This window comes from Acinetobacter sp. YH16038, assembly GCF_013417275.1.
Taxonomy (GTDB): Bacteria; Pseudomonadota; Gammaproteobacteria; order Pseudomonadales; family Moraxellaceae; genus Acinetobacter.
Genome location: NZ_VPEG01000015.1, coordinates 60,656 through 81,978, shown reverse-complemented (window position 1 = coordinate 81,978; position 21,323 = coordinate 60,656). Strand labels below are relative to the sequence as shown.

Sequence of the window (21,323 nt, the reverse complement as noted above, 5' to 3'; positions counted from 1 at the left end):
AAGAATGCGTATTATTGAGCTTGAACTAAATATTGCTGCACCCCTTCTGCGGCTGCTCGTCCAGTGGCAAAACAGGCTGTCAGCAAGTAACCCCCTGTAGGCGCATCCCAGTCCAGCATCTCACCACATAAGAACACATGTGGATTGGATTTAAGCTGAAGCTGCTCTGACAGAACCTCGCGTTTAACACCACCTGCACAGCTAATCGCTTCCTGTATAGGACGGAAACCTGTTAATGGTACTTTCAGGTGTTTTACCTGTTGTGCTAATTCAGTAGCAATTTGCCAAAGCGATTTTGGTACCAGTTCACGCACCAGAGCAGCTTTTGCACCGTCCAGACCTGCTTTTCGCCAGATATTATTCAAAGACTGCTTTTTACTTGGCTGTAATTTTTTAGCCAGCTGCTCTAAGGTTTGATCCGGAAAAAGATCCAGATTCAGCTGCATTGGCTGACCCTGTTTCAGCTGTTGACGCAGTCCCCGGTCCTGTTTATAGATTAGACCACTTTCCAGACCATAGTGACTGATCACGATATCTCCCATGGTCTTGTCACCGCCATCAACCCAAGCCTCGACCCGTTTTAGGGGCTGACCGAAGATTGGCTGCATAAACTTAGACCATGGATATTCCACACCCGCATTACTGGCTTGGAAAGGTTCAATCTCACTGCAATCAAGCCATGCTTGCCATTTCCCATCACTGCCGAGTTTTGACCATGACACTGCACCACAAGCCAAAACAATCGCATCAAAGTTTTCTGTGAATGCGCAATCATTTTTTAAATCATGGATCTGTAGCTGATGATTTTTCAGATCTAGAATTTGATGACGATAATGAAATTGTACCCCTTGCTCAGTTAAACGTTTTAACCAGACACGCAATAGTGGAGCGGCTTTCATTTCTGTAGGAAAAACTCGACCTGAAGAACCAATATAAGGTTCAATGCCAAGATCTTTCATCCAGTTTTGAATCCATATCGCATCCCAGCGTTTGATCCAAGGTTCTAACCAGTCTACCTGATCATAACGCTGCACAAACTGCTCGACGGGTTCGGCATGAGAAATATTTAGGCCGGTTTTCCCAGCCATCAGGAATTTACGGGCAGCCGAAGGCTTCTGTTCAAACACATGAACTTCATAATCAGACTGGCTCAGAACTTCTGCAGCCATCAAGCCTGCCGGGCCAGCACCCACAATTGCAATGTGCTTCCTCATGGCTTATTCCGCTGAACTCGCATTCTGCCCTTGTAGCGGCTGAAACTCATCAAAACGTGTTGTATAGCCTTCCGGTTTACTAATAATCAATTGCTGGCACAACTCACCACGCTCTAGATATTTAATTTCAAAATGAGTTCTTGCCGAGTCTTGGCCAATGACTTCTTTAACGAAAGGCAGCTTCCACAGGTTTTGAACCTGCTGCTCTGCCTCCTCAATATATTCAGGAATGTTACTCGCTAAAGTGATCGTGCCACCAGTTTTTAAACGCGATAATAAAAACTCAAAAAATGGCATATTCAACCAGCGCTGTGCCGGGTTATGCGGCTCAGGGTTCGGATATAAAATAAAAAACTGTTCGACTTGCGCTGGATAGAGAGCATGCACAATCCAAGGCAAGGCATCGGCATGAACTGTCTGTAAATTCGGTTGTCCTTCCAGCGCATGCTGTTTTTGCATGGCTAAAAATTTCTCTCGAGTTCGCTCGATCGCAATCAGCTCGCTGTCTGGATTGATCTGGGTAAAGAGCAATGCGTGTTTACCTTTGCCCGCACCGATTTCCACACAAACCGGTTCAGAACTGATACTTTGGAAATCACGAGGCGCATGCATACGCTGTGCTTGAAATTGACGAATCGACATAATCAGATCAAACTAATAAAAACTGTATAAGTCTAACAAGTGCAGTTATATTTGCCTAATCGAAGCTTTATTTTTCTAGGGAGTGCGCTGATGTCAACCACTTTAAAATGTCCACGCTGTGGCAAACTGACCACTTGGGAAAATAATGAATTTCGTCCTTTCTGCTCGGAACGCTGCAAAATGATTGATCTAGGCGCTTGGGCCAGTGAGGAATACAAACTGCCAACCCAAGATGCTCCCGCAGCTGAATCTTCTGAAGAAGACTGAACCTTTTAAAATATCCTATCACATTAAGCATATCCTAAATAATCACATGATTTTTATAAAAGGCTTGTAGAAAACCAACACAAGTTAACAGCACATATGCCAGTTTAATACTATGTTCTTACGCAGAAATATCACATTATTTTAGAGCAAGAACATGGGCTACATTATTCTAAAGATCATTTTAATTGGGGTAGGAATACTTGCGATATTGTCATTAGGAATAGGCATTTTCCAGCAGGATGGCTTATTTATTATTGTCGGTGTTCTGCTTGTTATTATGACTTGGCTGATCTATGCACAAACCCGTCAGTCTTTAAATAATCCTTTTAGCAAATAAAAAAGACCAGCTAGGCTGATCTTTTCAACTACTTTAACCTGCTTTTCCTGCAACGAAAGGGTTATGCTGCTTTTCAAAACCAATATTGCTGATCGGACCATGTCCTGAAATAAACCGGGTTTCATCCGGCAGGCTAAAACATTCGCGCTGGATTGAATCGAGTAACTGCCGATGATCGCCACGCGGGAAATCTGTCCGTCCAATTGAGCCTTTAAACAGTACATCCCCTGTCCATAACAAAGCATGATTCTTGTTATAGAACATCACATGACCTGGAGTATGGCCTGGGGCAAAACGTACTTCAAACTCTTCATCACCTAGCTTGAGAACTTCTCCACCTTCCAGCCATTGCGTGACTTCTACTTTTTCCGGAATCGGAAAACCGTAACGGGCAGACACTTCCTGAATCATATCTAGCCAGAATGCATCGTCCTTATGCGGACCAATCACCGGCACATCCCAAACTTTTTTTAAAGCACCAACTGCCCCAGCATGATCGAGATGACCATGAGTCAACCATAAAGCCTTGACCGTTAAGCCCAGTGCTTCTACTTCCGCTTTTAATTTTTCAGGTTCGCCCCCTGCATCAATCAAAACAGCCTCTTTACTGTCGCTATCCCAAAGAATCGAGCAGTTTTGCTGAAATGCAGTCACAGGAACAATTTTGACTTGTAACATAGGATAAGAAACCTCAAAAGATTAATGGGCAAGCGTCTGATTCAATGCTTCAAGATTAGCCTGTAACAGCGTATTGAGCAATTGCACATGATCTTCACGGTTGTTCAAAGCCGGAATATAACTGTAGCTTTCCCCGCCATTGGCCTTGAAGGTCTCCCCATTTTCCATAGCCAGCTCTTCCAGTGTTTCTAAACAGTCAGCCGAGAAAGCCGGACTCATCACCTGAATTGATTTCACGCCCTGTTTGCCCCACTCTTCAATTAAGGCATCCGTATAAGGCTTAACCCACTCCTGTTTACCAAACCGGGACTGGAAACTAATTGCATACTGATCTTCAGATAGACCTAAGGCTTCTGCAACCAGTTTGCCTGTGATCCGGCAACGATCCGCATAGGGATCACCTTTATCGGCATAGGGTTGCGGGATACCATGAAATGACATCAACAGTTTTTCCGGCTGGCCATGAATCGCCTGATAATCCCGAACACTTTGCGCCAGTGAATGAATAAATAAAGGATGCTGAAAATAATCGCGGATAATCGACAAACCAGGTAAATTGCGCTGTTTCAATACCCATTTTGCGACTGCATCATACAGAGGTGCGGTAGAGGTCGCTGAATACTGGGGAAATAACGGAAACAGAATAATGTGATCTTGCGGTTGAACCGAAATCTGATCAAGGACAGCCTGAATATTGGGATTGCCATAGGTCATGGCAGGCACCACATTCAGTTCAAATTGCGGATATTGTTCAATGAGTTTAGCCTTTACTTGACTCACCTGCTGCAGCAGAATCTCACGCATCGGTGAATCCTGGTCCCAGACCTGTGCATAGGCACGGGAAACCCGCTTAGGACGGAACGGTAAAATAAATAAACGCAGGATGAGTTGCCAGATTGGCTTGGGAATTTCAATGACACGCTGATCAGATAAAAATTGCTTCAGGAAATCGCGTACTGCTGACACAGTCGGTGCATCAGGTGTACCTAAATTTGCCAATATAATCGTAACTTTCGGTTTAGCTGTAGAAAACATGCAGTACGCCCGTCGTAGTATCAACCCGCTTACTTTAACAGCTTTTTACTTATTCTCTATATGGATTAATACACTGACTTATATTGAAAAGTACGATCTTTATCCAGCAAGTTACTGTCTAGCAGCTTCTGTGCCTTAGGCGTAATCTGCCAAAGCAGACGTTGGCGGTCATCACGGCCCGACGGTATAATCCAGTCATTCTGGCGCATTTGCAATTTCAGGCTATGCAGGGCACGGATATTAATCTGGGCACGGGCTACAGCATGCGCGCGCGGCATTTCCGCTCGTGCATCTGCCAGACCGGTTTCATTCAAATACTCATTCATACGCTTGGAGAAAAATTCCTCCGGCGTTGGATTAATGAATGTAGAACCAAGAATAGCCAGCAATTGTGCCCAGGTCAGTCTTTTCTGAACTTTCAGCTCTTTAAAGTTACCATCCTGATAAGCATGCATACGGTATTCGAAAGAGAAAACTTCATGCATAGACACTTTCGGCAGGCTCAGGAAAGGATCCACTTCACGTGTCCCCCCATCGCGTTCCAGTTGGGCTACTTTGGCTTTGAGCTGGTCAATCTCGTCATGCAAGGCTTGAGTATTCTGCGGTCGTACCCAGCCACTTACCGGATAACGTTCCAGCATTTGCGGCATGTTCAAACGTACCGCCATTTCCAGATCACGCAAGGTGCGATAGCAAAAGACCTGATCAGCTTCCTGCTGCAATAACTGACGAAATTCTTTAAATTTTTCTTGTAATTCAGGTTTCGTATCGTGCAATGAAGGATCACGTGAAGCCGGATCTTCATGCATAAATACAATAATCGGTTTCTGCTTGGTCACAGCATAAATATATTCCAGGTGCATATAACCCACACCGGAAACCGACTGCTCACCATACTGGCTACCCAGCAGAATCACCACATAATCACAGTCATCAATCTGGCGACGCGCAAATGCAGTATTTAAAGGAGTGCGTTGTTCCAGCCCCCAGGAAAAGAAACCCATGCCGACCAAAGTTTGTGACAAGATGATCCGCTCTGGCTGCATTTCTGCACCAGAGGTGGAGATAAACACCTGATAACGTTTATCGAGCATTGATTATCCTCTTTTACTGCACATTGATCTGGCCAGCTACACCCTGCCCTGACACAATATGACGACCCCAGTATAAAAATATATCTTTGAAAATTATAAGATGAGTGACGGTCGCCTAGCTGACTTCTGTCTCCATATTGCTGACCTGCCATTTAATATCGGCTGGAATCAGATGCCCTAAAATCGGCTGGAGCTGTTCAGCATTTTGACCACTAACCACAAGTCGGATTTTCAGACTGTCCTTGCACTCATGTTCAAATAATAACCCATTTTTGATCAAAATTCGGGCCGTTTGTCTCGCAACCGCGAATCCTGAGTCAATTAATGTCAGCTTTTGACCAAAAATATACTGAATTGACGATTTTAGGAAGGGGTAATGTGTACATCCTAGCACTAAATAATCAGCACCCTGATCAACAACCGGTTGTAAAATCTGAGTTAATGTCGCCAGACACTCAGGACTCATCTGCTGACCGGCTTCTACAAAAGGCACCAGATCCAGACAGGTCACCGGAATTACTTTGACCTGTGCCGGCTCGGCAAAACGGGTCATGACATCCTTAATCAGCTGGCCACGAAAGGTTGCAGGTGTGGCCAGAACGGCCACCGTTTTGGATTGGGTATTGAGGACTGCAGGTTTGAGCGCTGGCACCAGTCCAATGATAGGAAAGTTTTCACCATAATGCTCACGTAAATAATCCAGGCTAAATGCAGAAGCGGTATTACAGGCAACGACTGCAACTTTACAGCCTTCACGATACAGCCATTCAATCGCTCGCGCAGTTAGGTCACGGATTTCCTGATCTTTACGGGGCCCATAAGGTACGTAAGCCGTGTCGGCATAATAAACAAAGCGTTCATTGGGCAAATACCGGGCAATTTCCAAAGCAACCGACAACCCTCCCACACCAGAATCAAAAATCCCGATAGGTGCATCAGCACTGGCTTTAGGCATGGGATCTACTAAGGGATAAATCGGTTGGATAGCGCTCATAACGTTGCTAGTTGCTTGTTTCAAATGACCTTGCGACAAAGCTTAAACCTCAGGTGCTTAAATGCAAGTCTAAATCACCACTTTTCAAGCTTAAAACCGTCTCTCCAGCAGCATTTTCACCAAGCTCGCCCATCTCCACCAGATGTAAAAAAGCAGCCCGCTGAATAAGCGCATTGATTCCAAAACGCACATGCACATAAGGGCGCAATTCATCCTGATACTGACGCATAAAGATAGGATGTTCGCTATCGACAATAATGATGTCCTGAGTCGTGGTGGTCAGTTGCAGGTAAGTCCTGCCTTCAATCTTGACCTGATCGACCTGATTTACAAACAGAGGTTCATCTTCGACCTCGATTTCAATCATTTCAACCGGCGTCTTTAGATAGAATTTTCCTTCTTCTTTCCAGAGTACCGTGGAAAACAGGTCTATCATCGGCTGACGCTTGATCAATTGACCTTCGTGCCACCATTCTCCATTGGCCAAAACCTTGAGATCCATTGCGCCACAATGCTTTGGCTGCCATTGATCCAAAGGCGGGATTGACCTTTTGTGACTGCCCTGTGCATCTTTTAAGTATTGTGCGATATCCATTAAATTTTTATCATCGCTAGAAGCTACTTTTTTCGTCGGATTTTTATCGGGTGCTGACTTATTCATATAAAGAAGACCTTAATGACGGAAAAATAATATGTTTCAGCCAATTGGCTTAACCTGGGTTTAAAACTATACTAGCCCAGATGCTTAAAGACACTACTATTTTTGTGTCTAGGAATTCAGAACACTCATGGCAGCACCCAATCATCCGATTATGGTTGCCACCGAATAGAAATATGAGGAGTCCTACATGGAACACATCGAACGTGAATCGATGGAGTTTGACGTTGTGATCGTAGGTGCGGGTCCTGCCGGCCTGTCTGCTGCAATCAAGATCCGTCAACTTGCAATTGAAAACAATTTAAATGATCTGTCCGTTTGTGTCGTAGAAAAAGGCTCCGAAGTCGGTGCACATATTCTTTCGGGTGCTGTGCTTGAACCACGTGCCATGAACGAACTATTCCCGAACTGGAAAGAAGAAGGTGCACCTTTAAATGTGCCAGTGACAGAAGACAAAACTTTCTTCCTTCTTTCAGATGAAAAATCACAAGAAGCACCGCACTGGATGGTGCCTAAAACTATGCATAACGATGGTAACTACGTGATCTCACTGGGTAACGTGGTGCGCTGGTTAGGCCAGAAAGCCGAAGAGCTGGAAGTATCGATCTTCCCGGGCTTTGCTGCTTCTGAAATTCTGTATCATGAAGATGGTACGGTGAAAGGTATCCAAACCGGTGACATGGGTATTGGTAAAGATGGCGAACCGACGCATAACTTTGCGCCGGGTTATGAGCTGCATGCCAAATACACCATCTTTGCAGAAGGCTGTCGCGGTCATTTAGGTAAACGTCTGATCCAGAAATTCAACCTGGACAAAGATGCTGATCCGCAGCACTACGGTATCGGGATTAAAGAACTCTGGGAAATTGATCCAGCGAAACACAAACCAGGTCTGGTAATGCACGGTGCAGGCTGGCCTTTATCTGAAACCGGTTCTTCAGGTGGCTGGTGGTTATACCACGCTGAAAATAACCAGGTGACATTAGGCATGATCGTGGATCTTTCTTATGAAAATCCACACATGTATCCATTCATGGAAATGCAGCGCTGGAAAACCCATCCACTGATCAAACAGTATCTGGAAGGTGGTAAACGTATTTCTTATGGTGCGCGTGCCGTGACCAAAGGTGGTTTTAACTCCCTGCCGAAATTCACCTTCCCGGGTGGTTCTTTAATCGGTGATGATGCAGGCTTCCTGAACTTTGCCAAGATCAAAGGCTCACACACTGCCATGAAATCAGGCATGTTGTGTGGTGAAGCAGTCTTTGAAGCGATTGCTGCCGGGGTAGAAAAAGGCGGTGATCTGGCGATTGCACGTGTGACCGAAGGCGAAGACTTCTTCGTGAAAGAACTCACATCTTATACAGACAAGTTCAACAACAGCTGGCTGAAAGAAGAGCTATATAGCGCACGTAACTTTGGCCCGGCAATGCACAAGTTTGGTCAATGGATGGGTGGAGCATTTAACTTCATCGACCAGAACGTGTTTAAAGTTCCATTCACCCTGCATGACCTAGTGCCAGACTTTAAAACTCTGAAAACAGTTGATGCAGTGAACTTCAAGCCGAACTATCCAAAACCGGATGGCAAGCTAACCTTTGACCGCCTGTCTTCTGTGTTTGTATCGAATACGGTGCATGAAGAAAACCAGCCAGCGCATTTAAAACTGACCGATGCTTCGATTCCAGTAGATGTGAACCTGCCGAAATGGGATGAGCCTGCACAGCGCTACTGCCCGGCGGGTGTGTATGAAATAATGGAAAATGATGACGGTTCAAAACGCTTCCAGATCAATGCAGCGAACTGTGTGCACTGCAAGACCTGTGACATCAAAGATCCTTCCCAGAATATCACCTGGGTAACACCGGAAGGTGGCGGTGGTCCGAACTACCCTAATATGTAATGCTTAATTAGCTTGCATAAGCCTCTAAAATAATTAATTATTTTAGAGGCTTTTTTATATTTATAAGATTATGAAATACGCATCATTTAATTTTTTTGTACAAGAAAAAATTAGTATTTAATAGATTTAAATATTTTATCTGCATCATGGCGCTGCCAAATATGGAATAGGCTGTTATGGGTACAATTCATAGCTTTTAATATTTCTTCTTGGGTTTGAATTGAGTTGTAACCATCTAATTTTTTATTAAGAACCTCAAAAAATAATTTATCAGTATTATTTAATTCATTCGGTATATCAATAATGTCTTTTATTGTTTGCACAGTCCAGATTGGTTGAGGGAGTAAATCTTCCCCATAAACCATAATAGATATCCTTACTATGTCTATATAAGGTATTTTTATTATTACATCATCTATATTTACGCCCACAATCTGATCATGCTCTAAGCTAAAATTTTTAATTTTAGTTTTATAATTACTCGTATCTAAATTTTTATTAGCTTCTTTTCTTACTAACCTTTTTAAAAACTTAAACATACAGGCTACCTACTGGAATTAAAATAAAGTCCATTCTGTAAAAGCTTCCAACTCTTCATCATAAGCTTCAACTAATTTATATGCTCCATACCCTCCCGCTAGACCGCCAATTATTACACCTACTGTTGAACATATGGGAGACCCGGGGCCACAAATTCCTCCTGCAATAGCACCACCCACAGCGCCAGCTGCCACTCCTGAGCCTATGGTTGCGGCTTCTTTATAAAATTCCTTTTCTTTATTCTCAGCTGAAAAAATCTCATACCAAGCATAGGAAATTGAAATAACGACAATTACTCTGCCTAGTGGTTTCATATACTTTGCTGCTTTATCAAAAGTTCCATGGGATGCCCCTGATCCTTTAACTACACTATAAAAAACTTTATTTTTATCTGCTGTTGAAAGCGCCTGAAAATATGAATTTCTTGTACCTGTTGATGCTTTTACATAATGATCTAAGGTTTGTCTTGACTGATCTTTCAGTCTTTTCCATTTATCAGGATCTTTTAATTTCAATGCATAATATTCTAAGAATTGATCTAAGCTTTTAGCCGCTATTTTTTCTTTTTGTGATACTGCTAACGCGATTGGAGAATTCTTTTTCCTGGTCTGTTCTAAGATATCATTTCTTAATGTATGAGCCTCTTTCGAAGCATCTTTTACAGTCATTCTTCCATTTTCAACATCCTTTAAGTAATCATGACTCATTTTTTTAATTGCTTTCATATAAGCAATTCTTAAGGAGCTATCATGATCTAAAAAGTTATTACTAAAGTAAAGTGCTGTACCATGTAAGGCTTCAAGTGCTATTTCTAATTCATTTTTAACTTTAACAGGTACTTTATTTGATTCTGCTTGTTTTGTTGTACCTGTAGTTGATTTTAATTTATATATCGATTTATTAAATTCGCCATTTTCTAGTGCGGGAACACGCACTCTGGCAATTTTTGAATTATTTAAAATTAACTCTACAAAGATTAAATCTAATTTATTGCAACTATAGATTTTGGTACAACCATTCGGATCAATTTTTCCTCCATAACTTTTTTGAGTTGTCGTATTTAGTAAGGTATAGCTTAATTTTGATAAAAGGTCTTTATTATCACAGGATACTTTTAAACGAGCCGTATAAGTCATTCTTCTAACTCCGATATCTCTGCATCATATTTATGCACCATAACCGTATATTTTTCTTCCTTATTTTTTGAGGTAATTCTAATAATTCCATCTTTGGGAACCTCTCCTGTTCGTACATTCCCCTTAGAATCAATAAGACTAAAAATTGGAGAGCTTTCTAATAATTTATTGTTTATTTTATGTCGCACATCGAACTCTAAAATATAGGAACTATTATGTGAGGCAGGAAGATAGGGAATATCATGCATTACCTTTTCTCCTGATAAAAATTGATGCTGCCCTGCCTTCATCTCAAACTGACCACCCGTCATCGGCAAAATTCCGGCACTACTGATCTCAACTTGAGAACCGCCCGCAGTTAAAACAATTTCCTTCGCTGCTGTAATTTCGATCTGATCTTCAGTGGAGATAGTTTTGATACCTTTGCGTGCAATAATATCCATCCCATCATTTTGCGCCTGTAGTTCAACTTTGCCTTTTGCGGCATAAGCTCTTAAGCCTTGTTGGGCTGCAAACAGACTGACTTTAGAAGAGGCATGCCCAATAATATTTTTCTGCGAACTTAAATTAATACTGTCCGCTGACTGGTGGCTAATTTGACCCTCCGCAGACAAATGAATATCCTGCTGGGTACTCAGCGCAATGGATTTTGGTGCTGTCAGAATCATAATTGCCTGTTTAAAGGCAGCTGCCTTGTCTTGATCTTGCTGTTCAATTTTCTCAATAAAGCTTTTTAAATTTTCAAAGATTTCAAGCGGATCAGTTTGCTGGTTTTTAGCAACATCACTTAGCGCCTGGCTCATCTGCAAGCCTGATTCAAGCTGGCTTTTCGCTGGTTCAGCATCCATATGTGAACCGTCTGCGGCTTGCTGTTTATGAGCCGAAATCAATAACCCTTTACCTGCACGGACTGCACCCCATTGGTCAGTTCTAAGTTCAAAGCCTTCACCCCGTCCTTCATTTTCAGCCTGTTCTTTTGAATAACTTAAGTTACCCAGATTGAGCTGACTGGCAGCTTGACTACTATGTAACTGTATACTGATCTGGCCAGTCGTATCATCAAAACGTAACTGGTTAAAGCCTTGCCCCTGTACTTCTTGCGAGCGAATACCACTGAGTTTTTTGGTATCTGGTAGTTGTCCTTTTTGATCAAACTTCGTCGGAGAACGTTGGCCTTCATGAATCCGACCTACCACAAAAGGCCGATCAATATTGCCATCAAAAAAATCGACGACCACAATTTCACCAATGCGTGGCAAGAAACGGACCCCATAACCTATACCTGCCCACGGGGTCAGAACATCTACCCAGGCTGAATCTGTATCACTGTCATTGCTGCCTGCGCCACCATCGTGAGCATGGTCATCCGGACGAGTGAACAGAAAACGGATTTTGATCCGCCCCCATTCATCCACATAAATTTCTTCATCTTCTGGCCCGACTACCTTGGCGCATTGCGGATAGGCCTGTGGCCGCTGCAATAAAGGTTGATACTCAGGAACCAAGTGAATATGGCGACGTTGCAAGACTAGCTGGTTGGCCTGACGCTCACCTACGTCCTTGGATTCTGTCATCTGCCAACAGCTTTGCTGAATTAAAGCATGAACCTGCTCATTTAAGTCTTTAGGCAAATTATTTTGGTTATAAAATTTCCTAGAGATGATTAAAAATTCTTTATCTACTGCTGGATGCTGGTCAATTTCAGGATGCTGATCCAGCCGAAACCAGTAACCCACTTGGGCATCACGTACCGTGGATGTTGCTAAAAATTGTTTGGCCTGTGCATCATAGAAATGCTGCAAATTTTGGTTTATTTTCTCGATTTGTGCATCCGAGGCTAGAGTTGCCTGATCTGCATGCCTGAGATCAGTGATCCATGCCGGACTGATGTTCCAGCCTTGTTCCAATGCCAGGCTGGCATTATCCTGAACCTGACTCTGCTGGTGCTTGCTTTGTACTGAACCTATGCCTTCTTCCTGATTCAAGCGACCGGCATGCCAGCGCTGGATATGTACAGCGGTCGGCTGCAACTGTCGTTCTGCAATAAAACTGGTCATGCTATCTTCTTGTTCAGTCGCACTGGAACGATGGAAACGGATCGCCCTGCGGCTTAAAGCTTGGTAGTGGCTATTGTCATCAATTAATCTAAGCTTTTGTGCTGCAATCGGTGCAGATGAATGCACAATTATAAGCTCAGACTCATCAATCAGCCAGTTAATCCCCTCACTACGCCATAAACGGGTTAAAAAGTCATAGTCGCTTTCATTCAACTGCATAGTAAAAGGACGCACATCATAAGTTTGCTGCAAACCGGATAAATCCAGCTTGAGTGCAGCCGCAAATAATGGACTCTTACGCTGCCATTCTTTGAATAAGATTTCAGTAATCTCCCGGACACTCTTGTCCATGAACACACGACTATTACGGCGTTTATGCCATAGCGACGTTGCATCTTCCAGGGTGAGTTTATAAAGCACTAATGCACCATCACTCTGTCCCTGAGTTGCTGCAGTAATAATTCCGGAACTGCGAAATAACTGTCCTTGATCCGTGACCTGATCTATCGCTACTTGAATTCCAATAAATTCTTTAAGGGGAATCAAGACATTAGTCGACACACAAATCAGCTCAATTTTTAGTCCCTGATTCAGGACATGTTGGCCATCAATACGTTGCAGAAAAACTTCAGAATTAAGTTTTTGATGGGAAAACTGAACAAGCAAAGCACGCTTCTGTGCGCTAAGACCCAATTGCTCTAATACTTGAGCGATATGATTTTTTATCATTTTTAATTGTTATAAATATTTTTGCGGCATTATAGTGAATTATTTATATCCAGCCTAGATTCATTGGTCTGGCCATGGTTCCGATTCATCACTGTAATTCTGGAAGAGGCTTTAATATCAAATTTTTATTTTCTGAAAGTCAGGAACTTCAAGCAGATCAAGTATTCAAAAAAAATAGCTTTCTTTTCATTTTAATCTTTCAACAATATGGGCAAATGAATCACTCATCTGCCCAAAAAATCTCTTAGCCGCCTTTTTTCACCAGATAATGGAACTCTTTATTGCCATTTTCATCCAGACGCTCCTCTTGGAGTAGCAGTTCATGGCCGAGGTGCATGCAAAATTTTGGAATATCCCAAGAGGTCGAATTATCCGTAGCAAAAACTTCAACTACATCACCAGCTTTAGACTTACGGATGGCTTGATGCAACATCATGACTGGCTCAGGGCAGCGTAATCCACGGGTATTCAATTGCAGGCTTGGCGTAATTTCGGCTTCAGACATCGACAGACTCAGGAATTCAAGATCAGCCTTATTTTAGCATAAAGCGGCTATCGCATTGCAGCCCGCGCTTTGAACCAATTCACAAAACCATACTGACCCGCGCGATCAAGTCTGCGCAGCATAATTACAATAGACAAGCGTATTTTCTGCGGTATGATAAAATCACGTTTTTTTAGATATTAAGAGTCTTTAGGAAAGATCATGCACGAGGAATCAGGCCCGTCGTGGGGTATGCGCGGCTTACGTAAATGGCTGGGAACTGCACCCGAAACTCGCGACGAACTGCTAAAATTAGTACAAGATTCACGTCGATTTTTAGAACCCGATACTGTTGCAATGCTGGAAGGCGTATTGGATCTGCCAGCCACCAAAATTCGTGAAGTCATGACGCCAAGAACGTCCATGATTAGCTTGCAGGAAGATGACCAACTTCTGGAAATTCTGCATGTTTTAGTTGAATCTGCGCATTCGCGATTCCCTGTGTTCTCATCGGATCAACCGGATAATGTGGTTGGTATTTTGCTGGCCAAAGATCTGCTTCCTTTCCTGACCGAGCCTTCTTCCAAAGTCGATATTCGTGCCTTGATGCGTCAGCCGCTGTTTGTGCCGGAAAGTGCGCGTTCGGATCAGGTTCTACGTATGCTGAAAAATACCCAGACTCATATTGCGGTAGTGATTGATGAGTACGGTACAACTTCAGGCCTGGTGACATTAGAAGATATTCTCGAAGAAATTGTGGGTGAAATTGAAGACGAACATGATATTGCGGATGAAGAAGCACAATATATTGTTCCGGATCAAGACCCGAAGACAGCCAATACCTGGGTAGTACAAGCGCTGACGCCAATCGAGCATTTTAACAATATGCTAGATGCCAATTTCTCCGATGATGAAGTTGAAACCATGGGCGGTTTGTTATTACAAGAAATTGGTCTGGTAAATGATTTGGAAGGTCAGACGATTGAACTGGAAAACTGGCAATTTACCATTCTTGAGGCAGATTCACGTTCTATTCGTTTAATTCGAGCTGTGCGCCAATGAGAGCATATTTCGATAAGCTATTAAATCCAGCCCAGCAGCAAAAGCAGCTAGCCTTAATTTATCCTGTATTGATTGCCTTATTTGCAGGAGCCATTTTTAGCTTGGCACTGGCACCTTATCATTACTGGTGGCTGGCAATTCTGTCTCCTGCCTTACTGTATGCTTGCGTCCGTGGTCGTAGTGCGAAACAGGCCTTTGGGATTGGCTGGGCTTATGGGATTGGATTGTGGTTTGTGGGTGCATTCTGGCTCTATACCTCTATTCATGTGTATGGCGATACCAGTGCTTTCCTGAGCGTAATCATGATCCTGATCATGGCTATCGTCATGGGACTGTTTACTGCGCTTCAGACTTTTATTTATCGTCGCTTTTTCCCGGAAACACCCCTTACCTTCGCCCCACTTTGGGTGATCTTTGAATGGGCCAAAACCTGGGTATTTACCGGTTTCCCATGGCTCTTTGCAGGTTATGCTTTTACTGAGCTCTATCTGGATGCCTATGCGCCTTTATTCGGTGTATTTGGGGTGTCCTTTGTAGTGATTGTTCTAGCTTGTGCGCTGGTTGAAATTTTAAGTAAACGGGTCTTCTGGATCGTTCCTTCTGCACTCTTGTTATTGGGTGCTTGGGGCGCAGCACAACTGACTTTCGTGCAAGAAAAAAATCAAAAGCCGCTCACTGTTTCTCTGATTCAGGGCAATATCCCCCAGGACCTGAAATGGTTAACTGAATATCAGGTAAAAACCCTGCTGATCTATGCCAATCTGAGCAAGACCGAATGGGGACGTGACCTGATTGTCTGGCCAGAATCTTCGATTCCGATGTTCCAGACTGATATCGAACCTTTCTTGGATGCCATGAAAGTTCAGGCAAAAAAATCTGGAACAGCTTGGGTCACAGGTATTCCGTTCTGGGATCTGGCTGAGTCACAGGAAGCAGGCACGCCAAAATATTACAATAGCATCATGGCCACTGGTGATGAGTCGAGTGGTCTTTATAAGAAGCAGCGTCTGGTGCCTTTTGGAGAATATATTCCACTCTCTGGCGCACTCAGTTGGGTACTTCCAGCTCTGCAAAACGACCCTTCGGTGAGTGGTTTCTCGCGTGGTGCGGATATCCAGAAACCATTAAATGTGAAAAACCATCCTTTAGGTGCAGCGATTTGCTATGAAGTGGCTTATCCAAACCTGACTCGTCGTAATGCCAGCCAAAGCGATTTTCTGGTGACCGTATCTAATGATGCCTGGTTTACTGGCACTGCCGGTCCACAGCAACATTTACAGATGGTACAAATGCGGGCCAAGGAAAATGGTCGCTGGTTTATTCGTGCTACCAATACTGGGGTAACTGCGTTCATCGACCACAATGGCCATATTGTGAAACGTGCACCTATGGATAAAGAAGCTATACTCCGCGGTGAGCTACCCGCCATGCAGGGTGAAACGCTCTACATGAAACTCAGCGACTGGCCAGTGCTGATTTTCTCCGTATTGCTCTTATTACTAGGTTGGCGCTTCCGCCCACGTAAAGTGGATATCAGCTTTAAGTCTAGAAGATAGTTCTCTCAAAAGCCCCCTTTGCAAAAGGTGAGTCCTATATGGCGCAAGAAGGGGGATTAATTTTCTAAACCCCTCCCGACCTCCCTTTTAAAAAGAGAGGGGCGATAAAAAACCGAGGTTCATGCCTCGTTTTTTATCTATATATTTATTAAGAATGTTATTAAAACTGGATCACCAGATAAGACAACATGCTCGCCAGTGACAACATTGGAATATAACGATAGATCTGTACAATACCGTTTTCAAATGCAGAAGCCTGTTCTTGTTTAAACTGCACGACAGATGCTTTTAATGCTGACCAGAAGCATAGTACGAATAAGGTACTCATCATGCTAATGGCAAAGAAACCCACCATAATCTGGCTGCTGCCTTCAGTGGTCTGCCATAAATGCAAAATTCCTTGGCTGGCTGGAAGAATGCTTAAAACCAAAAGAACAGATTTCAGCATCGACCAATGAAACTGGTTTATTTCATCCGACAATATTAATGCTTTCATACCATTCTCCTTTGGCTAAAAAAGGGCCATTAAGAATATTATGAGCTATTTTTTGTAAATAGAAAGTCTATATTTATTCACATTTTACGATAATTGTAATAGATAAATATGGGAATAATTCTTATTATAACTATCAAATCATCAATATTATAGTAATAGCATTAAATTCAGTTATTTATATTATATTTTATGATTGAGAGTTATTATCACTTCACCCAATATTGAAACAATCAATCAAGTGAAGTGATATATTCAATAACCTACTAATTTATAATAATTATCAGTTAAGGTTGGTAATAAATATCAGCATCAGTTCCTTCGCCACCCGCCTGTCCATCAGCACCAAAAGAATACAAGTCGAAGGCACGGCCGTTAGTTCCCGGAATCACGTATTGCAGGTCATTATCCCAGCTGTCTTTTGGATAACCACCTTTCACATAGCCGCCTGGGAGCCAGTTCTTCGCTGTTGCCGGCTGATTTACCAGCGCATCCAGACCACCTTCCTGCATGCTTGGATATTTGCCATTGTCCAGCTTATATTGATCCAGTGAACCCGCAATACTTTGCAATTTGATGACTGTGGTATCCACTTTAGCCTTTTCACCGCGTCCCATTACATTTGGAACAATTAGGGCCGCAAGCACACCGAGAATAACAATAACCACCATTACTTCAATCAGGGTAAAACCTGAGGCACGATGGGCACGTAACTGGCTCACACGTACGGTAGGTTTAACAGCTGTAGTTGAAGGGGCTTTGGCTTGATTTGGATTCCTTTTCATTCAATATCTCTCATTCATCTTTAGAAAGTTTCAGGCACTTTCAATTCTTCGTAGACGTTACACATGTTATTTAAATCATATTATTCATATTGACGATTGGCAGCATCACCGCGATCACAATTACCAGCACAATACTGGCCATGAGTACCAGCATCAGCGGCTCCAGAAGCGCAAGTAATGTCGAAATCAGTGTGGTCACTTCCCGATCCTGCATGGTCGATGCCCGTTCCAGCATACGATCCAGCTCCCCCGAGGCTTCACCACTTTTGATCATTTGTACCATCATCGGGGGGAAATAACCACTACGTTCCAGCTGGGTAGCCAGGTTCCCGCCTTCAGTGACTTTTTCAGCAGCCAAATTAACCGAATCCCGGATCACCCAGTTATTACTTACCGCTGCCCCGATGCGTAAGGCATCCACCAATGGCACACCAGACTGAGTCAGAATCGATAGAGTACTGGCAAAACGGGCAGCATTAATGCCACGTGATAATTTTCCGAATAAAGGTAGTTTCAGAGTCAGACGATCAAAAGCATAATGCCCAGCCGTTGTTCTTAAAAACCGTACCAGAAGAAAAATACCTACCGCACTCCCTATCAATAAAAATGGCCACGCGATCCGGATAAAATCGCTGGCTTTCATTAAAGTCACTGTAATCCAAGGCAAGGCATCTTTACTTTGATCAAAGGTCTTGACGATATCCGGTACTACATAGGTCATCAGGCCCATCACAATTGCAAAAGACATCAAGAGCAAAATAATCGGATAGATCATCGCCCCTTGAATCTTTTTCTGCATAGCAAAACGGTTTTCGGTATAGTCAGCTAACTGATCCAGAATCAGGTCCAAGTGACCAGAACGTTCACCAGCCGCAATGGTGGCAATATACAGCTCTGGAAAACGTCCAGACTGTTGTAGCGCCTGAGCCAAGCTATGTCCTTCCAGCACTTTAGAACGTACTGACATCAGCAGATTTTGCACATGAACTTTTTCGCTCTGCTTGCCGACGGCGCGAATGGCTTCTTCCAGCGGAATTGCGGCAGCGACCAGTACCGAGAGTTGTCGGGTCATAAGAGCCAAATCATAAGCAGTAATGCTTTTTTCAAACCATTTGCGACGGTAGTGCTGGTCTTTTTTCTCAACCGGATCTACAGAGACCGGAATCAGCGCCTGATCCCGAAGCTGTTGCCGGATTTGTCGTGGTGAATCCCCCTCAAGCACGCCTTTTTGCTGCTTCCCTGAAGCGTCAAGCGCAGTAAACTGATATGCAGGCATTGTAATGCTCTAATTTTCCAAAATTTTGCTTAACGCTGTTGCGTCAGACCATCAAAATCATTCATATTCTTCAATATAAATTATCTGCTCACTCTAACATAACTGAACTTTGAGCACGACGAAATTTCATCAGGACCCACTCTGTTACTATGCCAAATTCTGTTCCCGTTACTGCCCCTATTTATCGTGTTCGTGTTGCAGTGCCGGTGCATCTGTTTGACTGTTTTGACTATAGCTTGAGTCAGGAACAATATCAGCAGGCAGAAGTGGGTGCCCGAGTCGCGGTTTCTTTTGGCCGGCAAAATCTGGTCGGCGTGATTACTGAAAAATTACCGCTAGATGCTCCGATTGATCCCAGTTTCAAACTGAAAGCAATTACCGAGCTTTTAGATGACCGTGCCATTATCAATTCCCAGGTTTTAAGTGTATTGACCTGGTCAGCACAGTATTACCAGTTTCCTATCGGGGAAGTGATCCAGACTGCCTTGCCGACCTTATTGCGTCAGGGCAAACCTTATAACCTGCTGGCCCGAAACTGGAAATTGCTGGATCATGAGGCTGAAGCCAAGGTTCGCCGTTCCGAGAGGCAACAGGAAGCCTATCGGATTCTAAAACTACATCCGGTGGGAACAACTGAGAATCTCTTAAATCTGGCCGGAATAGAAACAGCGACTTTAAAAGCGCTCGAAAAAAAAGGGATTTGCGAATGTGTACTGGAAGCACAGGATTTTAGCCCGCAACCTGTACAACTGGCCCAGATGCCATTAACGGCCAATCCGGAACAAAAGCATGCGATTCAGCAAGTGCTGAAATACCGCAAGCAATATCAGGCCTTTTTACTTGATGGCCTGACTGGCAGCGGCAAAACTGAAGTCTATCTTCAGATCATGGAACAAGTACTTAAACAGGGCAAGCAGGTACTGGTACTAGTACCTGAAATCGGACTGACGCCACAAACGATTAGCCGCTTTCAGTCCCGTTTCCATTGTCATATTGCCCTGCTTCACTCTGGCCTGAATGACAGTAAACGCTTACAAGCCTGGCAAGCCGCTGAAACCGGTAAAGCTTCCATTGTGCTTGGCACCCGTTCTGCGATTTATACACCGATGCCGAATCTGGGTTTGATCATTCTGGATGAAGAGCATGACCTGTCTTTTAAACAGCAGGAAGGCTTTCGCTATCATGCCCGTGATGTGGCATTGTACCGGGGACATTTACAGCAATGTCCAGTCCTCTTGGGTTCGGCAACACCCAGCATTGACAGTTATGCACTGGTGCAGCAAGGTAAAATGCAGGTACTGGAACTGAATCAACGCGCGGGTACAGCGCTAATGCCGAAAATCCATATTCTGGATTTAAAAGTAGCGCCAAAGCAGCATGGCATCAGCCTGCATCTGATTGAAGAAATCAAAAAGCGCCTGGCTAAAAAAGAACAGGTACTCATTTTCCTGAATCGTCGTGGTTATGCGCCCGTACTGATTTGTGGCAGTTGTGGCTGGCAGGCGCAGTGTCCGAACTGTGATGCCAATTTCACTGTGCACCGGCAACCTTATCAACATCTGCATTGTCATCATTGCGGCACCATTCATCGTATGCCTGAACAGTGTCCGCAATGCCAGCATCAGGAGTTGGCCACTTTAGGCATGGGGACTGGAAAAGTTGAAGAACATCTGAATGAGCTTTTTCCAGATTTTGAAGTGATCCGGGTCGATCGCGACTCAACCAGCCGGGTCGGTAGTTGGCAAAAGATCTATGACAAGATTCAGAAAAGTGAGCCTGCGATTCTGCTCGGCACGCAGATGCTCGCCAAAGGCCATCATTTTCCTTATGTCACGCTGGTTGCAATTTTGGATATCGATTCTGGTCTTCTTAGCGTTGATTTCCGGGCCACAGAACGTACAGCACAATTGATCGTACAGGTCGCAGGTCGTGCAGGACGTGGGGAACATAAAGGGGATGTATATTTACAGACCCTAAGACCTGATCATGCGCTGCTGAATACCTTAGTCACTGAAAATTACCGCGCTTTTGCCAAGCAGACTTTGACCGAACGGCAAATCGCCCAGATGCCTCCTTTTCGTTATGCCGTGCTGATTCGCTGTGAATCCAAAGATCAGGCACAAAATACCGAATTCTTACAGAAACATGCTGCCCTGCTCAGGCAATATCCCGATCTGGTGCTGGACATCTGGGGTCCCATTCCTGCCCCGATGGAACGCAAAGCCGGACGCTATCAATCCCATATGGTGCTATTGTCCGCAGACCGTGCCCGTTTGCATTATTATGTCCGTAGCTGGTGGCAAAACCTGTTACAGGATAAGCCATCCAATATGAAGCTGACACTGGATATCGATCCACAAGAACTCAGCTAAAATATTGAGAC

The 21,323-nt window shown here is 43.8% G+C and carries 20 protein-coding genes; 6 read left to right on the top strand and 14 right to left on the bottom strand.

All coding sequences use genetic code 11. From position 1 onward, the window contains the following. Positions 1–11: 11 nt before the first annotated feature. Entirely contained in the window at positions 12–1,214 is a 1,203-nt protein-coding gene (locus tag FTV34_RS08400) for a TIGR03862 family flavoprotein (RefSeq protein WP_180018234.1), read from the bottom strand. Between the two features lie 3 nt (positions 1,215–1,217). After that, complete coding sequence (locus FTV34_RS08395) at positions 1,218–1,862, bottom strand: SAM-dependent methyltransferase (protein WP_180018252.1); 645 nt, start codon at positions 1,860–1,862, stop codon at positions 1,218–1,220. A gap of 84 nt (positions 1,863–1,946) precedes the next feature. Here FTV34_RS08395 and FTV34_RS08390 point away from each other — a divergent pair, with 84 nt between their 5' ends. Both FTV34_RS08390 and FTV34_RS08385 read left to right on the top strand, forming a co-directional pair. Beyond that, on the top strand, positions 1,947–2,123 hold the full coding sequence (locus FTV34_RS08390; protein ID WP_166138045.1) for a DNA gyrase inhibitor YacG: 177 nt from the start codon (positions 1,947–1,949) through the stop codon (positions 2,121–2,123). A gap of 154 nt (positions 2,124–2,277) precedes the next feature. Next, positions 2,278–2,460 (top strand): hypothetical protein, encoded by a 183-nt coding sequence (locus tag FTV34_RS08385; protein ID WP_159123930.1) that lies wholly within the window; start codon positions 2,278–2,280, stop codon positions 2,458–2,460. Between the two features lie 33 nt (positions 2,461–2,493). Here the strand turns inward: FTV34_RS08385 and FTV34_RS08380 are convergent, their stop codons facing one another. The 5 genes from FTV34_RS08380 to FTV34_RS08360 form a co-directional block, all read right to left on the bottom strand. Further along, positions 2,494–3,138 (bottom strand): MBL fold metallo-hydrolase, encoded by a 645-nt coding sequence (locus FTV34_RS08380; protein ID WP_180018232.1) that lies wholly within the window; start codon positions 3,136–3,138, stop codon positions 2,494–2,496. A gap of 21 nt (positions 3,139–3,159) precedes the next feature. Continuing rightward, entirely contained in the window at positions 3,160–4,173 is a 1,014-nt protein-coding gene (hemH, locus tag FTV34_RS08375) for a ferrochelatase (protein ID WP_180018230.1), read from the bottom strand. 65 nt (positions 4,174–4,238) lie between these two features. After that, complete coding sequence (locus FTV34_RS08370; protein WP_180018228.1) at positions 4,239–5,267, bottom strand: DUF4062 domain-containing protein; 1,029 nt, start codon at positions 5,265–5,267, stop codon at positions 4,239–4,241. Positions 5,268–5,382: 115 nt separating this feature from the next. After that, the gene (gene murI, locus FTV34_RS08365) at positions 5,383–6,261 is read right to left on the bottom strand and encodes a glutamate racemase (RefSeq protein WP_166138033.1); all 879 of its coding nucleotides are present in this window, start codon (positions 6,259–6,261) and stop codon (positions 5,383–5,385) included. Positions 6,262–6,310: 49 nt separating this feature from the next. After that, on the bottom strand, positions 6,311–6,922 hold the full coding sequence (locus FTV34_RS08360; RefSeq protein ID WP_159123934.1) for a DUF1285 domain-containing protein: 612 nt from the start codon (positions 6,920–6,922) through the stop codon (positions 6,311–6,313). Between the two features lie 187 nt (positions 6,923–7,109). On the opposite strand from FTV34_RS08360, the gene FTV34_RS08355 reads away from it, so the two are divergent. Continuing rightward, a complete protein-coding gene (locus FTV34_RS08355) occupies positions 7,110–8,822 on the top strand; it encodes an electron transfer flavoprotein-ubiquinone oxidoreductase (protein ID WP_005232462.1) in 1,713 nt (570 codons plus the stop codon). 110 nt (positions 8,823–8,932) lie between these two features. Here FTV34_RS08355 and FTV34_RS08350 read toward each other — a convergent pair whose 3' ends face one another. From FTV34_RS08350 to tusA, 4 genes are all read right to left on the bottom strand, one after another. Then, positions 8,933–9,361: a hypothetical protein gene (locus tag FTV34_RS08350; RefSeq protein ID WP_166134832.1), complete on the bottom strand. Its 429-nt coding sequence runs from the start codon at positions 9,359–9,361 to the stop codon at positions 8,933–8,935. Positions 9,362–9,379: 18 nt separating this feature from the next. Continuing rightward, positions 9,380–10,498 (bottom strand): hypothetical protein, encoded by a 1,119-nt coding sequence (locus tag FTV34_RS08345; RefSeq protein WP_179991989.1) that lies wholly within the window; start codon positions 10,496–10,498, stop codon positions 9,380–9,382. Then, positions 10,495–13,284 carry a type VI secretion system Vgr family protein gene (locus FTV34_RS08340; RefSeq protein WP_180069904.1) on the bottom strand — a complete coding sequence of 930 codons (2,790 nt, stop codon included), beginning with the start codon at positions 13,282–13,284 and terminating at the stop codon, positions 10,495–10,497. The genes FTV34_RS08345 and FTV34_RS08340 overlap by 4 nt, the downstream gene beginning before the upstream one ends. 244 nt (positions 13,285–13,528) lie before the next feature. Continuing rightward, positions 13,529–13,789, bottom strand: a complete 261-nt coding sequence (gene tusA, locus FTV34_RS08335) for a sulfurtransferase TusA (RefSeq protein ID WP_004781744.1) — start codon at positions 13,787–13,789, stop codon at positions 13,529–13,531. A 201-nt stretch (positions 13,790–13,990) separates the two neighbouring features. Between tusA and FTV34_RS08330 the strand changes: the two genes are divergently transcribed. Further along, a complete protein-coding gene (locus FTV34_RS08330) occupies positions 13,991–14,830 on the top strand; it encodes an HlyC/CorC family transporter (RefSeq protein WP_004781742.1) in 840 nt (279 codons plus the stop codon). After that, positions 14,827–16,386 (top strand): apolipoprotein N-acyltransferase, encoded by a 1,560-nt coding sequence (lnt, locus tag FTV34_RS08325; protein WP_180069902.1) that lies wholly within the window; start codon positions 14,827–14,829, stop codon positions 16,384–16,386. The genes FTV34_RS08330 and lnt overlap by 4 nt, the downstream gene beginning before the upstream one ends. A gap of 160 nt (positions 16,387–16,546) precedes the next feature. Here lnt and FTV34_RS08320 read toward each other — a convergent pair whose 3' ends face one another. The 3 genes from FTV34_RS08320 to gspF all read right to left on the bottom strand — a co-directional run bounded on the left by FTV34_RS08320 (position 16,547) and on the right by gspF (position 18,940). Beyond that, entirely contained in the window at positions 16,547–16,882 is a 336-nt protein-coding gene (locus FTV34_RS08320; protein ID WP_034705833.1) for a hypothetical protein, read from the bottom strand. 284 nt (positions 16,883–17,166) lie between these two features. Then, positions 17,167–17,601, bottom strand: coding sequence for a type II secretion system major pseudopilin GspG (gene gspG, locus FTV34_RS08315; RefSeq protein ID WP_051065360.1), 435 nt, complete (start codon positions 17,599–17,601; stop codon positions 17,167–17,169). Between the two features lie 133 nt (positions 17,602–17,734). Beyond that, positions 17,735–18,940, bottom strand: coding sequence for a type II secretion system inner membrane protein GspF (gspF, locus tag FTV34_RS08310; RefSeq protein ID WP_180069900.1), 1,206 nt, complete (start codon positions 18,938–18,940; stop codon positions 17,735–17,737). A 149-nt stretch (positions 18,941–19,089) separates the two neighbouring features. On the opposite strand from gspF, the gene FTV34_RS08305 reads away from it, so the two are divergent. Next, a complete protein-coding gene (locus tag FTV34_RS08305) occupies positions 19,090–21,312 on the top strand; it encodes a primosomal protein N' (RefSeq protein WP_180018224.1) in 2,223 nt (740 codons plus the stop codon). The last annotated feature ends 11 nt before the right edge of the window (positions 21,313–21,323 follow it).

Coding starts and splice junctions, on each gene's coding strand:
- FTV34_RS08390 (WP_166138045.1), top strand. CDS start 1,947: ATGTCAACCACTTTAAAATGTCCACGCTGTGGCAAACTGACCACTTGG.
- FTV34_RS08360 (WP_159123934.1), bottom strand. CDS start 6,922: ATGAATAAGTCAGCACCCGATAAAAATCCGACGAAAAAAGTAGCTTCT.
- lnt (WP_180069902.1), top strand. CDS start 14,827: ATGAGAGCATATTTCGATAAGCTATTAAATCCAGCCCAGCAGCAAAAG.
- FTV34_RS08345 (WP_179991989.1), bottom strand. CDS start 10,498: ATGACTTATACGGCTCGTTTAAAAGTATCCTGTGATAATAAAGACCTT.
- FTV34_RS08320 (WP_034705833.1), bottom strand. CDS start 16,882: ATGAAAGCATTAATATTGTCGGATGAAATAAACCAGTTTCATTGGTCG.
- FTV34_RS08385 (WP_159123930.1), top strand. CDS start 2,278: ATGGGCTACATTATTCTAAAGATCATTTTAATTGGGGTAGGAATACTT.
- FTV34_RS08370 (WP_180018228.1), bottom strand. CDS start 5,267: ATGCTCGATAAACGTTATCAGGTGTTTATCTCCACCTCTGGTGCAGAA.
- FTV34_RS08330 (WP_004781742.1), top strand. CDS start 13,991: ATGCACGAGGAATCAGGCCCGTCGTGGGGTATGCGCGGCTTACGTAAA.
- hemH (WP_180018230.1), bottom strand. CDS start 4,173: ATGTTTTCTACAGCTAAACCGAAAGTTACGATTATATTGGCAAATTTA.
- FTV34_RS08340 (WP_180069904.1), bottom strand. CDS start 13,284: ATGATAAAAAATCATATCGCTCAAGTATTAGAGCAATTGGGTCTTAGC.
- FTV34_RS08355 (WP_005232462.1), top strand. CDS start 7,110: ATGGAACACATCGAACGTGAATCGATGGAGTTTGACGTTGTGATCGTA.
- FTV34_RS08350 (WP_166134832.1), bottom strand. CDS start 9,361: ATGTTTAAGTTTTTAAAAAGGTTAGTAAGAAAAGAAGCTAATAAAAAT.
- FTV34_RS08380 (WP_180018232.1), bottom strand. CDS start 3,138: ATGTTACAAGTCAAAATTGTTCCTGTGACTGCATTTCAGCAAAACTGC.
- tusA (WP_004781744.1), bottom strand. CDS start 13,789: ATGTCTGAAGCCGAAATTACGCCAAGCCTGCAATTGAATACCCGTGGA.
- gspF (WP_180069900.1), bottom strand. CDS start 18,940: ATGCCTGCATATCAGTTTACTGCGCTTGACGCTTCAGGGAAGCAGCAA.
- murI (WP_166138033.1), bottom strand. CDS start 6,261: ATGAGCGCTATCCAACCGATTTATCCCTTAGTAGATCCCATGCCTAAA.
- FTV34_RS08400 (WP_180018234.1), bottom strand. CDS start 1,214: ATGAGGAAGCACATTGCAATTGTGGGTGCTGGCCCGGCAGGCTTGATG.
- FTV34_RS08305 (WP_180018224.1), top strand. CDS start 19,090: ATGCCAAATTCTGTTCCCGTTACTGCCCCTATTTATCGTGTTCGTGTT.